The sequence below is a fragment of the Kitasatospora sp. NBC_01300 genome (genome assembly GCF_041435235.1).
GTDB lineage: Bacteria > Actinomycetota > Actinomycetes > Streptomycetales > Streptomycetaceae > Kitasatospora.
Window position 1 is genome coordinate 482173 of record NZ_CP108408.1, and the last position, 14199, is coordinate 496371.

Below are 14199 nucleotides of genomic sequence, written 5' to 3' on the forward strand. Positions count from 1 at the left end.
CCGTAACCCACCCCCGGCGGGCGGGCACATCACCGGACGTAGTAGGCGCGGTTGTGGGCGGCGACCGGCGGGGACTGGTAGGTCCAGACCCCGGCGGCCGGGGCGTCGGCGATCAGGTGGGCGAGGTCGCGGGCGGACTCCTCCGCGGGGTTGCCGAGGTCGAGCCGGACGCGGTCGGCGGTGCGGTCGTCCAGGGCGTAGTAGCGGTAGGGGTGGTAGACGTTGAGCGGGCCGGCGAGCAGCTTGCCCTCGTCGTCGGTGCCGTAGCCGGTGATCGGGGTGTTGTTGACGGATTCGGCGGTGAGGCCGATCAGGTTCACGTCGAGGGCGAGGAGTTGCTCGTCGTGGCGGCGCAGCCCGTCCTCCCCGAGGGTGGCCCGGCGGCAGGAGACGGACCAGCGCTCGCGCACGGCGGGGGCGTTGAGCGAGGGCAGCGCGGTCTCGAACCAGCCGGGGTGCTTGGGCTCGGCGTACAGGCGGCGCCCGGCGTCGATGGCGAGCGGGTTGTCGCACAGGACGTGCAGGCGGGCGATGCCGAGCAGCTTGGTCTGGTCGTAACCCCGGGCGTACTGGCCGTAGTTGAGGACGGGCAGGCGGTCCCCGGCGAACATCGGGTGGGCGACCAGATTGATCTCCAGCTCCTCGGTGATGCCACCACCGTTCGGGTACTGGGCGAAGTACAGCTGGTAGTTGAGGGACACGCAGGCCCCGCCGTCGAACACGGCGGCGGTCAGGCCGGGGTGGCGCTTGCCGAGCAGCTCGCGCGCCCGCTCGGGCTCGACCAGGTAGTCGACGCCGATGTTGTGCAGCGCGCCGTAGTGGAAGGGCAGGTGGTACGGCTCCGGTACGGGCGGGAGCGGCAGGCCGGTCATGGTGTCTCCGGAAGGGCGGGCGAACGGGTGGCGGGCGGAGCGGCAACGGACGAAGCAGCGACGGACGAAGCAGCGACGGACGAGGGGGTGCCGGGCGGGGGGAGCGCGGGCGAGCGAGGATCGGCGGGGGTCGGCAGCCGGGTGCCGACGGACACCGGGCGGTGCAGGTCCAGCAGGTCCTGGTGGATCCGGTCGGCGCTGCGCAGGGCGAGGGCGGCCATGGTGAGCGAGGGGTTGGAGGTGCCGAGCGAGGGCATCGAGCCGCACCCGACGGCGTACAGGTTGGGGTGGTCCCAGCAGCGCTGCCAGTGGTCGACGACGGAGGTGCCGGGCGAGTCGCCCATGACGTGGGTGCCGCCGGCGTGGCCCGCGCCCCGGTAGCCGTAGGCGGTTCCCCGGTGTTCGAGGCGGCCCGGCCACTGCGGACCGGCCGGGTAGGCGGTGTGGTCCTCGGCGCCGAGCAGGGCGAACAGCTGGTCGGAGACGGCCCGGGCCGAGACCATGCCCGCGCGGACGTACTCGTCGAGGTCGTAGCGGACGGCCGGGCCGGGGCGGCCGAGCGGATCGCGCCGGTCCGGGTCGAGGGTGACCCGGTTGGCCGGGTCGGCGGGCTGCTCCAGTTCGAACTGGAGCGAGAACTGACGGCCTAGCCGGTCGCCGAGGCGTGCCCGCAGCTCCTTGCCGCGCAGCCCGGCGGCCAGCAGTGCGGCCGTCTCCGCCTCGGGGGAGCCACCGGCCCAGGACCAGCCCCAGTTGCCGATCTCGATCCGGAACGGGGCCCGGCGGGCGCGGCCCGGGCCGAAGCGGAAGGCCTCCAGGCCGCTGGTGGAGCCGGGCCCCCGGTAGGGGCCGACCTGGCCGGGCATGAGCCCCCAGGTGAGCAGCACCGGGTGGTCCATCAGGTTGCGGCCCACCTGGTCGCTGCGGTTGGCCAGGCCGGACAGGAGCAGCAGCCGGGCGTTCTCGACGGCGTGCGCGGCGAGGACGACCAGGTCCGCGTCCACCCGGTGGGCCGCGCCGCCGGCCAGGTACTCGACCCCGGTGGCGCGCCCGGTCACCGGGTCGGTGAGCACCCTGGCCACCACGGCCCCGGTGCGCAGTTCGACGCACGGCGCCCAGCGGGCCTGGGTGCGCAGCGGCGTGTACTTGGCGCCGGTCGGGCAGACCGGGACGCAGCTGGCACTGCCCGCGCAGGTCGGGCCGAAGCTGTCGCCGGGCCGGGTGGGCAGGCCGTTGCGGGCGTGCGGGGTGCCGACGACGGCGAGCCGGGCGGGGCCGGGCATGGCGGGGTCGCGGACGGTCCGGCCGTCGAGGGCGTGGGCGAGCCGGCGGTCGAGGTGGCTGGCCGGGATGGCCCGCATGGGGAAGGCGTAGTCGTCCGGGATCGGCAGTCCGACGGCGCGGCGCTGCTCCCCGGCGTCGGCGGCGACGCCGAGTTCGTGTTCGGCGGCGCGGTAGTACGGCTCCAGGTCGTCGTAGCCGATCGGCCAGTTGCGGCCGCGGCCGAGGTCGCCGGTGCGGAAGTCCTCGGGGTGCATGCGCGGGGTGAGGCCGGTCCAGAGCAGTCCGGTGCCGCCGTTGGCGCGCAGGTAGCCGCTGGCGTACGGCAGCGGGCCGTCCTGCCGGAGGTGTCCGGTGGCGGTGAAGCCGCCGCCGGGGAGCCCGGTGAGGTCGGTGACGTCGAGGGACGGGGCGTCGGGGTCGTGCGGGTAGGGCGAGGTGGGCGGGCCGCCGCCGGCCGCGCGGAAGGCGGCGGCGGTCTCGGGCCCGGAGGGCGCGGTCCGGCCGGCTTCGAGGACGAGGACCCGCCGGCCCTGCGCGCCGAGGCGGTGGGCGACCAGCGTTCCGGCGAAGCCGGCGCCGACCACGACGACGTCCCAGCGGGCGGTCACCGTTCCTCAACCCCTCGGGGCGCCTCGGCCCAGCTGCCGTGGCCGGGGGCGGCGGCGCCGGGCGGGTCGGCGCGGAAGGTCCGCCAGGCCAGGCCCTGGTCGTAGGCGCGGGCGGAGCTGGGCGTCTCGCCCGGCCAGGAGCCGACGTACCAGAGGTGGACCAGGGCGTGGTCGTCGCGGACCCGGTGGGCCAGGGTGGTGCGGTGGTGCTCGTGCGCCATGCCGGTGGCGCGCAGCTCGGGCTCGTCGAAGCCGGTCAGTTCGGCGCACACGCGCAGGAACTCGTCGAAGTCGGCGAGGTCGTCGGGCGCCCCGAACTCGGCGAGGCAGTCAACGGCAGGATGGTCGTCTGGCACGGACAAGCGGGCACCCCCACGGTCGTTGACGGGTGGCCAAGACATGACAGACCGTGGGGTGGGTGGAAACAGCGGCCCGTCACGGTCTGCCAGCGCGATCCTGCCGCCCGCCGTCGCCACCGGGAACCCGTTGCCCGAATGTGCCCGGTCTTGGCCGCCTCCTGCCCGATCGGCCGCCCACCGCGTTCGGTCGGCGGCTGTTTCCGGTCGGGCTACGGGGGTGGGCCGGGGTCCGGCGGGGGGCCGGCGAGGTCGGGCGGAGCTCAGCCGAGGGCGCGGACGGCCGCCAGGACGTCGAGTCCCAGCTCCGGGTCCGCCTCCTCCGGCAGGCTGACGGACAGCCGGTCGACCAGGCCCGCGTACCGGCGGGTCAACTCGCGGGCGACGTCCTCGACCGGACCGGACACCGCGAAGGTGTCGAACACCTCGTCGTCGATCAGCGCGGCCATCTCCGCCCAGCGGCCGCGCACCGAGTGGGTGTGCAGTTCCTCCTGGAGCCCCTCCCACCCGTGCTGGGCCAGCACCGGGCGGTAGGCCGGGGTGGAGGCGTAGAACGCCAGCCGCTCCCGCACCCCGGCCCGGTTGGCCGCCAGTTCCTCCTCCGTCCGGCCGGTGGCGGTCAGCACGCTGCCGGCGACCTCGAACGGCCGCGCCGTCCACGGGGCGCCCTCGGCCTCGGCCTGCGCCCGGGCCCCGGTCAGACCGGGCAGCACCTGCTCGGCCAGGTAGGCGGGCGACGAGAACGGGTGGCTGAGGAAGCCGTCGGCCACCGCCCCCGCCGTACGGGTCATCAGCGGCCCGACGCCGGCCAGCAGGATCCTCGGCACCCCGGCGGGGACGGGATCGGGCGAGAAGACCGGCGTCATCATCGTGTGGGTGTAGAACTCGCCCCGGAAGCGCAGCCGTTCGCCGGTCTGCCAGCTGTGCCAGATCGCCCGCACCGCGTGCACGTACTCGCGCATCCGCGCGGCCGGGCGGTCCCAGGGCATCCCGAAGCGCTTCTCGATGTGCGGCTTGACCTGCGAGCCCAGCCCGATGACGGCCCGTCCGCCGGAGGCCGCGTGCAGCCCCCAGGCCTGGTAGGCCAGCGTCATCGGGGTGCGGGCGAAGGCCACCGCGATGCCGGTGGCCAGCTCGATCCGCTCGGTCCGGTCGGCGGCGCGGGCCAGCTGGAGGAACGGGTCGTACGCGGTCTCGGCGACCACCAGGCGGTCCATGCCCCGGTGTTCGGCCCGCTCGGCGGCGTCGAGGATCCCCGCCGGGTGCCCGGAGGCGGTGGCGTCGAGACGGAAGGCGGGGGGTCGGTGCATGGCGGTGCTCCTGGGCGCGGGCTGCGGCGGTACCCGGGTAGCCTCCCACGCCGGCGCCCAGGCCCACCTCCGCAGCCTGCCGGTCAGCGCTTGAAGAACTCCACCTCGGCCAGCGCGATGGGGATCCCGGGCCCCGTCCCGGCGGCGGCGCGGACGACCAGCGCCACCTTCACGACGTCGCTGACGCCGGTCAGCACCGTCTGCGGGCCCGGCTTGTCGTTGAGCGTCACCTTCTGCTCGTGCACCTTGCCGTCCGAGGTCGTCATCCGGAGGTCCAGGGCGGTCGGCCGTGCCTGCTGCTGGAACTGCTGCGGCTCGGTGGAGGATCCGGTGTGGATGATGACGTCCACCAGCCGGAACGGTCGGGCGAAGGGGTAGCTGATCGAGTCCCCGACGTTCGGCGCCCCCCAGTAGGTGTTGCTCAGCCCGTCGACGGTCAGTTTCGCCGGATGGCCCTCGACCTCCGCGCTCGCCACCGCCCCGGTGGGGGAGATCGCCGAGGCGTCGCGGAGCTTGTCCAGCACGTCCTCGTAGATGTTCCGCCCCGCCGGGTAGCACAGCACCCCCGCGACCACCAGCGCCGCCAGCACGAGCAGCGCGATCATCCGGCGCAGGGTGCTGCCGGAGCCGCCGATGCGCACGCGGCGCCGGAACGGCCAGCGGGTGCGCCACCACGGCAGGGCCGCCACGGATTCGGTGGGGGTCAGCGGCTCCGCGCACCGCCGGCAGAACTTCCGGTCGGGCCGGTTGGGCGTGCCGCACCGGGGGCAGGGTGGGCCGACCTGGGCCTCGTCGGCCGCGGCCGGGCGGACGGTCGGGCGGGGCGCGACGGGCTTGGCGGGCTGCACCGCCACCGGGTCCGCCGCCGCCGGCTGCCGGGCGGCCGTGGGCTGCGGTGGCACCGCGCCGGGGCGGACCGGCGGCACCTCGGAGGCGGGGGCGGGCTTGGGCGCGGGCGCAGCAGCGGGCGTGGGCTTGGGCGTGGGCGCGGCGGCGGGCGGCCTCGCCGGCTCGGCGGGCCGGGCGGCAGGCGGTTCGGCGGGCGCCGCGGACGGCCGCGCAGGCGACTCCTCTCGGGCCGCGCCGGCGGGCGGAGCAGCGGGCGAAGCTGCGGGCGGGTTGGCGGCAGCGGCGGGTGCTGCGGAGGCGGGTGCCGCGGGGGCGGGAGCCGCCGAGGTGGCGGCAGCCGTCCCCGACCAGCCGAGGTAGGCACCGCAGTTGCCGCAGAAGTCGTCCCCGTCCTCGTTGGCCACTCCGCACTCGGGACACGTACGCATTGCTCAGCTCTCTTCCGCACCGAGTGGACCGAGTGGACCGGATGGACCAGGTGAATCGGGTGAACCGGACGGACCAGGCGGGCCGGGCAGGACCTCCACCCGGCAGGTGAGGTGCACCGGGCAGGACGCCCGGACGACCGCCAGCACCTGCTCCTCGTCCACCGCCGCGGTGCGCTCGGGCCAGACCCGCACCAGCAGTTCCCCGGAGGGCGCGGGCGGCAACTCCGCGCCCGCCGTGGTGGACCAGGCCACGCCGCCGCCGTCCACGATCTGCGCGCCGACACCGAGGATCAGCCGCAGCCGCTCCCGGAGCCCGCGCCGGGTGCCCCGCCACCGGTGCAGTTCGACCGCGCGGCCGACCACGGCCCGGCGAACCTCCTCCGGCCAGGCCGGGTCGGTCTCGACGGCGACCCAGTCCGCCAGCCACTCGACGAAGTCGGCCGGGGCCAGGCGTGGTTGGAAGTAGGCGGGCAGGTTGTCCAGGGTGGCGAAGACCGGGGCGAGGACGGTGTCCAGGCCTGCGGTGAACCGCTGGGCGAAGTCGTCCTCGGCGTAGAGCGCGGGCAGGAGTTCGCCGATCGGATGCGGGCTGGGCAGCCCGGGGACGGCCGCTCTGCTCATCGCGGACCGTCCGCCGGGAGCGCGGAGACCACGACCTGGTGCTGGTGCGAGAAGACCAGCGCGTCCGGGGCGACGTCGACCCGTTCGGCGGGCGCGCCCCGGCGCCCGGTGATCGGATCCGCCGGGAAGAGCCGCAGTTCCTCGACCGCCGTGACCCCGGCCACCTGCTGGAGCACCGCGAACACCTCCCCGTACTGCACGGCCCGGCCGAACGGCCAGCCCCTTCCGTCGGCGCCGCCGCGCAGCGGGTTGAGGTGCCGGAACAGCGCCGCGAGCGCCGCCTCCCGGACCCGGTCGCCGTCCGGGGAGCGGGTCGCGAGCCGGGCGACCACCGTCACCCCCTGGTAGTCGGGCGGTTGGACGACGAGCCGGGTGCCGACGAGCCGCCGCTCGTCCAGGGCCGTCGCGATGGCCGCCAGCACCTGCTCGCCGGGGATCAGCTGCTCGAACCGCAGGCGGTCGCCCTCGTCCGCGACCGCGTCGGGGACCACCAGCACCCGCACCGCGCCCGCCTCCCCGGCGACGGCCGGCGCGCAGCGCACCCGGGCCGCCGAGGGGGCGGCCTGCCGGGCGATCAGCTCGAAGTCCCCGGCGGTGACGGCCCGTTCCTGGAGCCGCAGCAGGTGGGGGGCGCGCACCTTGGCGTTCTCCACCGTCTCGCCGTCGACCCCGCCCCTGGCCGCCTCGCGGTTGTCGACCCTGGCCACGTACGGGACGGAGCTGCGCAGCACCGTGATCGTCGCCCGGGCGACGTTCCCGGCCGTGCCGCCGCCCGTGCGGTAGCGCGGTACCCGCAGGTGCGCGCCCTTGGGCGGTACCGCGCCGAAGGCGTGCAGGCCGCCGTCGGGTTCCCGGACGGCGGGCGGGAACGCGAACTCGCCGGTGGTCGCGTCGATCACCACGTGCCGGTCGGTCGGCGCCGAGTCACCGAAGTGCTCGACGGCCGTCCACCGCTCCCAGCCGTCGCCGGCCGCGACCTCGACCACCGGGGGGCCGCCGTCGAGCAGGACGGGCGGCCTGGCGAGCCGGAAGCGCTGGCCCGCGACGCCCTCCGAGACGCCGAGCGGCGCGTCGGTCACGGTCTGGGCGTGCACGACGGTCGCGGTGCCGCCGACCGTGAACACCTCCGCCCGGCGGATCGTCGGGGACTCCGCGTAGAACGGCTGGCCCGGCTCCGGCGCGGACACCCGGCAGCGCAGCCAGCCCGCCCGGCGCCCGGCGACCACCGAGGCGACCTGCCCGGCGGGTACGAACACCACCACCTCGCCGGGCCGGTTGAGGCCGCCGGTGGTGTCGGAGCCGGTCTCGCAGGCGATCCACCGCGCACCGTCCCACACCTCCCACGCCAGCGGGGGCTGGCGCGGGTCGACGCCGACGCCCTCGACCCGGCTGTCCAGCCGGACGACGAGGATGCAGCGCGGCACGACGGCCGGCAGCGCGAACAGCATGGCGTCCCCGACCTGGGGGCGCGGCTGGAAGCACGGCACGTCCACGCCGTCGGCCAGCCGCGCCGTGGCGTCGGTCTGCTCCCCCGCGGCGGAGACGGTGACCAGCCGGTCGAGGGAGCTGGGGACGACGGGCAGGTCCTCGGCGGTGGAGAACACCACCGCCTCCTCGGTCTCGGTCCGCAGCGTGGACACCTCGGTGCCCGCCCGCAGCAGCACCGTCTCGGGCTGCGGGGCCGACAGCCAGAAGTCGACCTCCGCGGTCGCCGCGGCCGGCGGGAAGAGCCGGACGCCCAGCAGGTCGAGGAAGGCGGAGTAGTTCTTCTCCGGTACCCGGTTCAGCCGGTAGAGCAGTTGGTCCACCATGTACGCGAAGGTCTCGATCAGGGTGACCCCGGGGTCGGACACGTTGTGGTCGGTCCACTCCGGGGCCCGCTGCTGGACGAACCGCTTGGCCTCGTCGACGAGTTGCTGGAACCGGCGGTCGTCCAGGTTCGGGGAGGGCAGCGCCATCAGCTCACTCCCCCGGTCACGGCACCCAGGGCACCCGGGACGTCCTGGACGTCCGGGGCGTCCGGCGAGCTCGGGATGGTGTAGAAGGGGAAGACCAGGTTGCGGCGGTCGTTGGTGGACCGCACGGTGTAGTGGACGTCGATGTAGAGCGTGCCGTCGTCGACGGTGTCGAAGGCGATCACGACGTCGTCCACCTCGATCCGCGGCTCCCAGCGTTCCAGCGCGGTGCGCACCTCGCGCGCGATCCGGCCCGCCGTGCCGCCGTCGCTCGGCGCGAACACGTACTCGTGGATGCCGCAGCCGAACTCCGGGCGCATCGGCCGCTCCCCGGGGGCGGTGCCGAGGATCAGCCGGATGGCCTCCTCGATCTCCCGGTCCCGGTCCACCATGCCGATGCCGCCGGTGGCGTTCACCCGCAGCGGGAAGGCCCAGCCTCGCCCGATGAAGCCGCTCACGCGACGCCCCCGATCAGCACGTTGAGCGCGCCGGTGACGATCTTCGCCCCGCAGGCCGTCTGGTCGCCCACCCGCGCCGCGGGCAGCCCCCCGATCAGGACCAGGCCCCCGGCCGCCGCCTTGGGGCTGGGCATGACGACGTTGCCGGGCCCGAGTTCCACGTGCGGCACGCACACGTGCAGGCTGCCGGTGACGGCGGCCGGGCGGCCGCCGATCAGTACGGTCGCCGCCGCGAGGGCGCCTGGCGGCGGGGTGGTGATGGCACCGCCGTCGCTGGTGGTGTCACCCATCCGGGCTGCGGGGGGCATCTGCGTTCTCCAATCGGGTGGTTCGAGGGGGCCGGAGGGCCGGGCCGTGCCGACGGTGGTTCAGTTGATGCGCACGAGGGCCGCCTTGAGCACCGCCAGCGCTCCGCCGTCCACGGTGACCTCGGTGCGGCCGGTGACGTTCACCGATCCCCCGCGCAGGTTCACCGCCCCGGCGCCGGCGTCGATGGTGATGCCGGTGGAGGACAGCCGCACCGAACTCGCCGCCGCCGCACCGGCCGCGCCGAAGACGGTCAGGACGATCTCGCCGCGCTGCTCGTCCAGCCGCACCTCCAGCTTCCGGTCCCCGCTGGCCAGCCGGACGCCGGACTGGCCGCCCGGCACGTCCAGCAGCTCCAGGCGGTGGCCCGAACGGGAGACCAGCGAGCGGCGGTTGACCTTCCCGCCGGCCGGGTCGACCAGCGGCACCTCGTGCGGCGAGGGCTTGTCGACGCCGTTGTAGAGGCCGCCCAGCACGTACGGGCTGTCCAGGCTGCCCTGCTCGAAGCCGACCAGCACCTCGTCGTTCACCTCGGGGCTGAACACCCCGCCGCCGCCCTGCCCGCCCCACTGGACGGTGCGCACCCAGTCGGAGACGTAGGTGTCGTCCAGCCACGGGAACTTCAGCCGCACCCAGCCGCGTTGCGCGCCCCCCGGCTCCCGGACGTCGGTGACCACGGCGACGGCCAGACCGGGCATCCGCGGCCCGCGCGGCACCGCGCCGCTCCCGGCGACGAGCCCCGCGAGGGAGCGGTCCGGCGCCGCGCTGACCACGACGGTCGTCCGGTAGCCGCGGTAGGGCTCCAGCAGGTGGCGCACCGCGGTGGCCGTGTAGCGGCCGGAGAAGGCGGCGCCGACGTTGCCCAGGGCGACCGGAACGCCCGCCCGCAGCTTCGGATTGCCCTCGACGACCACCTCCAGCTCGCCGAACCCGGCGGCCACCGAGGCGGCGACCGACCCGGCCGCGGCCGCCGTCTCCGCCTGCGTGCGGTACGGGGTGTCGGTGACGGTCATCCGCGCCTTCCCGGCGAAGGCGGCGGCCGCCGTCGACGGGCTCATCCCGGGCCGCACCGTCTCGCTGTCCACCGACGGCTCCGTGGCGACCAGGGCCTTCTTGGTGAGCACGTTCCAGCCGCGCACCTCGACGGTGTCCGCCCCGCCGCCGCCCGTCAGCACGCCGCGCAGCTCCAGCAGGTTGCGGCCGTACTCCAGGACCATCGGGTTCTGCGGAGCGGGCGTCGAGGGGGCCGGGGCCGAGGAGGCCTGCTCGGGCTTGACGAACTCCAGCAGCCCCTCGTCGTCCGCCCGCACCTGCGCGCCGCTCTCCTGCGCCAGGTACTGGAGGAACTCCCAGTCCGAGACGTTGGCCTGCGACAGCTGCTCGTGGACGACGGGGAACGCGTCGACCCGGCCGCAGCCGAGCCCCGCGCCCGCAGCGACCTGGCGGACGATGTCCGCCGTCGACATGTTGCGGAACGCCTTCACCCGACGCCCGCGCATCAGCCGGTGGGTGATGGCGGACGCCCGCACCACGGTGAAGGAGCCGGTGGTGTCCACGTCCAGCTCCAGCGCCGTCACCTCGCCGGTGAACAGCCGCACCTGCGCGTTGCCCTGCACCGTCATCACGGAGACCCGCAGCCGGGTGCCGATGGTGACCCCGGTCGCGGAGAGGAAGGTGTGGTCCGCGTCGCGGAACATCAGCACGGCCGTGTCGGGCAGGCCCGTGCTCTCCTCGATGTCGCAGGAGACCAGCTGGGCCGCCCAGACCGGCGGCAGCGGACCGGGCGCCTCGACGATCGGATCCGCGGCGAAGGAACGGCCGCCGCGGGCCTCGGGAGTGGTCATGACCGCCCTCCTCGGGTGGGCTCGTCGATCCCCGGCACGATCAGTTCGACCCCGGGGACGAGCACCATCGGGTCGTCGATGTCGTTGGCCTCGGCGATGGTGCGCCAGGCCGTCGCGTCGCCGTACTCGCGCCAGGCGAGCAGCGGCAGGCTGTCGCCCGCGATCACCCGGTGGGTGCTGCGCGCCTCCATCGAGCCGGAGGTCGGGTTCTGGCCCGGCGTGTCGACGCTGGCCTCGTCGATGGTGAACGAGCAGGTGGCCCGCAGCGGCTTGCCGTCGACGTCGAAGAGCGAGTAGGTGACCTGGAGGCCGGTCAGCACCCCGTTGAACGACGTCGTCGACGACGTGCCCCAGTCCAGCCTGATCCACGGGCTCGCCGGCTTCTTGCGCGCCAGGCTGGCCGGAGTCGGCACACAGGCCGTCATCAGCTGCTCCACCGCCTTCTCCACCGAGTCGTCATGGGTCGCCGTCGCGTCGAGGAACACCTCCATGGACAGCGAGCGGGGCCCGCTGCCGACGAACTCGGGCAGCGCGGACTCGGCGGCCATCCGGGACGGGGTACGGCGCCACTCCGAGGACTTCCGCAGCACCAGGCTCGACGGGTTGAACTGGAGCGGGAGCCGCGCGATCACCCCGCCGGGCTGGGCACCGACCGTCGCCGGCGGCTCCATGATGGCCAGTTGGGCCCGGGTGACACTCGCGGGGACGTCTGACATCCCGCACCTCCTTCCGTTCGTCGTCCGATGGGTGGCCTGCGCCGGGTGCGACGCGCCGTCACGATGACGGGCGCAGCCCGGCGTGGGCGATCTCCAGGGACTCCATCGCCGCCTGCGAGTTCGCCGGGTCGAACGACGGGCCCTGCCAGCGGACGGGCACGATGCCGAGCACCTGCCAGCTGACGATGGGGCTCAGGTCGGGCCGCAGGGCCACGATCTCGCCGTTCTTGGGCTGAACCCGCCGCACGGTCTCGTCCAGCCAGCGGGCGATCTTGACGGTGTCCGCGGTGACCGCGCGGGTGAGCGTGATGTTCGACCAGGTGATCCGGCCCGGCAACTGCCAGGAGAAGCCGTTGTTGCCGCCCTCGGCGTACTGGTGGATCTCGACCTCGGCACCCAGCCCCGAGCACGTCGTGAACTCGCCCAGGTCGTTGCCGCCGATCGTGAGCTTGAAGAACACGCTCGTCGCGAAGATGTTGTCGGTCATTCCTGCCTCCGTCGCCCTGCCTGCCTTGCCACCTGCCACCTGCCACTGCCCGTCTGCCCGCCGCGCCCCGAGCGCTCAGCGACGGCCGTCGTACGGCCGCCCGGCGCGCTCCCTCCCCCGGCGCAGCTCCGCGCGCAGCAGCCGTCCGACGGGCTCGATCAGGCGCCGGGCCAGTTCGTCGAGGTCGGCCCCCGACGGGGACCCGGTCGACGATCCGCCGCCCGGCTGCGGGGGCGGGGCCGCGGTCGGCGGCGGGGACGAGGGGGTGGTCTGGACGGTCACCGGGGTGCGGGCCGGTACGGCGGTCAACGGCACCCCGGACAACCCCGCCTGCTCCGCCACCCGTTGCAGCACCCGGGCCGTGTCCGTCGACGGCCGCGCCGGCCCGGACGGCCCGGACGGCCCGGACGGCCCGGACGGCCCGGAAGACGAGCCCGCGCCGTCCCGGGACGGCGCGGTCCACGACCACGACCCGGTGCGCAGCGGCGACTCCCCGCCCGCCCCCGGTCGGCCGAACCCGCCCCCCGCGACGCCCGGCGACCAGGCGCCACCGCTCGGCAGCGGCGGCGTCGCGGACGCGGGCACGGCGGGGCCGGCGGGCCCGGCGACCGGCAGCCGCTGGACCATCGCCGGAGCCGCCGGGGACGCCGGGGCGCTCGGCGGGGTGAGTCGCACCAACGGCACATTCGGAACACGGCCACCGGAGGCGGCAGCGGGCGCGGACGCGGGACGCCCCCCGCGACCGGTGGGGACGGCAGGGGCTGCGGCAGGCACCGACGCACCGTCGGGGAACGCCGGTCGCACGGCCGCCTCGACCGGGCCGGGGCCGGGAGCGAGGACAGGGGCAGCGACAGCAGCTGCAGCAGCAGCGGCAGGGCCATTGACAATAGGGCCCGCGGACACCGAACGCTGCACGCTCGCAGCGCGCCCGGCACGGGAGGCGCCCACGGCCGCCGGGCCGGCATCGGCCACGACGACCGGGGGTGCTGGACGCTCCCCGCGCCGCACCCGACCGGCGGGAACCACGACAGGCACCGCAGCACCTCGCGGCTCCGCCGACCGGACACCCGGCTCGACGGGGCTCGGACTGCCGGAGACCGACCGCTGCACCGCCGGACCACCGCCGCCACGCTCCACAGCCGGCGGCGGCACGGGAGTCTCCCCGCGCCGCGCCCGCCCGGCCGGGGCGGTGCCGGGCACTACGAGCTGCCCGTCCGACGCCTCCGGGCGAGGCACCCCGGCCGTCGTCGAACGCTGCACACCGGCCCGCCCCGCAGGGGGACCGGTGTGCTCCGACCGGCGCGTATCCGCCTCCATCGGGCCGGTACCGGGGCCGACGGCCACCGGACCAGAGCCACCAGTCGCCGGGCCCCGCACAGCCGCACGCCCCGAGGGGGCAGCACCGCGCTCCGACGGCCGCGGCCCCTGCGCCGCCGGGCCGGCCGACGCCGACGGGCGCGCATCCGCCGTCACCGGGACGGCGCCGCCTGCTACCGAACGCTGCACGCTCGGACGCCTCACGACAGCAGAACGCCCTACCGCGCCCGAGCCGGCGGAGTCGGCAGAGCCGCCGGACGCCGGTCCCCGCGCACCCGCACGCGCCATCACGGCACCCCGCGTGCCCCGCGCCGCCGGGCCGGTGCCTTCCGGGTCCGCCGGAGACGCCGGTGCCGCTGGGGACGCCGGGCGCGCAGCGTCGGGTCGGCTCGCCTGGGCCCGCCGGGGCAGGCGCAGGACGGCGGCGGCCCGGTGCCGCCAGCTCGCGGGTGCCACCGGTTCCGGGGCCTGCGGCGCTTGGGTGCGCGCGGGCGGCTCCTGCGGCCAGGCGGCCCTGACGACGGGTGGGGCGGGCGCGGGCGCCGGCGCTCGGCCGGACACCGGTGCGGGCGCCGTCGCCGACGCGGCGAGCGTGGACGCCATGCGGCGCTCGCCGAGCAGGCCGAGCGTGCGGTGGCCCGGCCCGGCAGCCGGACGTGCGGCGGTGCCGCCGATCGGCGAGCGGGCCACGACCAGCGGGCCGGGCTCGCCCGGCGAAGCGGCGGGCCGCACGTCCCGGGCGCCACTGGTACCACTCGTGCCACCGGTACCAGCGCTACGCCGGGCCC

Annotated in this window: 13 protein-coding genes; all 13 read right to left on the bottom strand. The window is 75.9% G+C overall.

Features of this window, described 5'->3' with window-relative positions:
* Window positions 1-29 precede the first annotated feature (29 nt).
* The 13 genes from OG556_RS02175 to OG556_RS02235 all read right to left on the bottom strand — a co-directional run bounded on the left by OG556_RS02175 (window position 30) and on the right by OG556_RS02235 (window position 12769).
* Window positions 30-872: a hypothetical protein gene (locus OG556_RS02175; RefSeq protein WP_371515572.1), complete on the bottom strand. Its 843-nt coding sequence runs from the start codon at window positions 870-872 to the stop codon at window positions 30-32.
* Window positions 869-2764, bottom strand: coding sequence for a GMC family oxidoreductase (locus tag OG556_RS02180; protein ID WP_371515573.1), 1896 nt, complete (start codon window positions 2762-2764; stop codon window positions 869-871). The genes OG556_RS02175 and OG556_RS02180 overlap by 4 nt, the downstream gene beginning before the upstream one ends.
* Window positions 2761-3120 (bottom strand): hypothetical protein, encoded by a 360-nt coding sequence (locus OG556_RS02185; RefSeq protein WP_371515574.1) that lies wholly within the window; start codon window positions 3118-3120, stop codon window positions 2761-2763. The genes OG556_RS02180 and OG556_RS02185 overlap by 4 nt, the downstream gene beginning before the upstream one ends.
* Window positions 3121-3383: 263 nt before the next feature.
* Window positions 3384-4430, bottom strand: coding sequence for a TIGR03617 family F420-dependent LLM class oxidoreductase (locus tag OG556_RS02190; RefSeq protein WP_371515575.1), 1047 nt, complete (start codon window positions 4428-4430; stop codon window positions 3384-3386).
* An 83-nt stretch (window positions 4431-4513) separates the two neighbouring features.
* Window positions 4514-5707 (bottom strand): zinc-ribbon domain-containing protein, encoded by a 1194-nt coding sequence (locus tag OG556_RS02195; RefSeq protein ID WP_371515576.1) that lies wholly within the window; start codon window positions 5705-5707, stop codon window positions 4514-4516.
* 3 nt (window positions 5708-5710) lie between these two features.
* Entirely contained in the window at window positions 5711-6328 is a 618-nt protein-coding gene (locus OG556_RS02200; RefSeq protein ID WP_371515577.1) for a phage tail protein, read from the bottom strand.
* On the bottom strand, window positions 6325-8286 hold the full coding sequence (locus OG556_RS02205) for a putative baseplate assembly protein (protein WP_371515578.1): 1962 nt from the start codon (window positions 8284-8286) through the stop codon (window positions 6325-6327). The genes OG556_RS02200 and OG556_RS02205 overlap by 4 nt, the downstream gene beginning before the upstream one ends.
* Window positions 8286-8741 carry a GPW/gp25 family protein gene (locus OG556_RS02210; RefSeq protein WP_350881814.1) on the bottom strand — a complete coding sequence of 152 codons (456 nt, stop codon included), beginning with the start codon at window positions 8739-8741 and terminating at the stop codon, window positions 8286-8288. Before OG556_RS02210 ends, OG556_RS02205 begins: the two co-directional genes overlap by 1 nt.
* Window positions 8738-9049: a PAAR domain-containing protein gene (locus OG556_RS02215; RefSeq protein WP_371515579.1), complete on the bottom strand. Its 312-nt coding sequence runs from the start codon at window positions 9047-9049 to the stop codon at window positions 8738-8740. The genes OG556_RS02210 and OG556_RS02215 overlap by 4 nt, the downstream gene beginning before the upstream one ends.
* Before the next feature lie 60 nt (window positions 9050-9109).
* Window positions 9110-10891: a VgrG-related protein gene (locus OG556_RS02220; protein WP_371515580.1), complete on the bottom strand. Its 1782-nt coding sequence runs from the start codon at window positions 10889-10891 to the stop codon at window positions 9110-9112.
* Window positions 10888-11607 carry a LysM peptidoglycan-binding domain-containing protein gene (locus OG556_RS02225; RefSeq protein ID WP_063346009.1) on the bottom strand — a complete coding sequence of 240 codons (720 nt, stop codon included), beginning with the start codon at window positions 11605-11607 and terminating at the stop codon, window positions 10888-10890. Before OG556_RS02225 ends, OG556_RS02220 begins: the two co-directional genes overlap by 4 nt.
* Window positions 11608-11665: 58 nt before the next feature.
* Entirely contained in the window at window positions 11666-12094 is a 429-nt protein-coding gene (locus tag OG556_RS02230; protein ID WP_063346010.1) for a phage tail protein, read from the bottom strand.
* 75 nt (window positions 12095-12169) lie between these two features.
* On the bottom strand, window positions 12170-12769 hold the full coding sequence (locus tag OG556_RS02235) for a hypothetical protein (RefSeq protein ID WP_371515581.1): 600 nt from the start codon (window positions 12767-12769) through the stop codon (window positions 12170-12172).
* Window positions 12770-14199: the final 1430 nt, after the last annotated feature.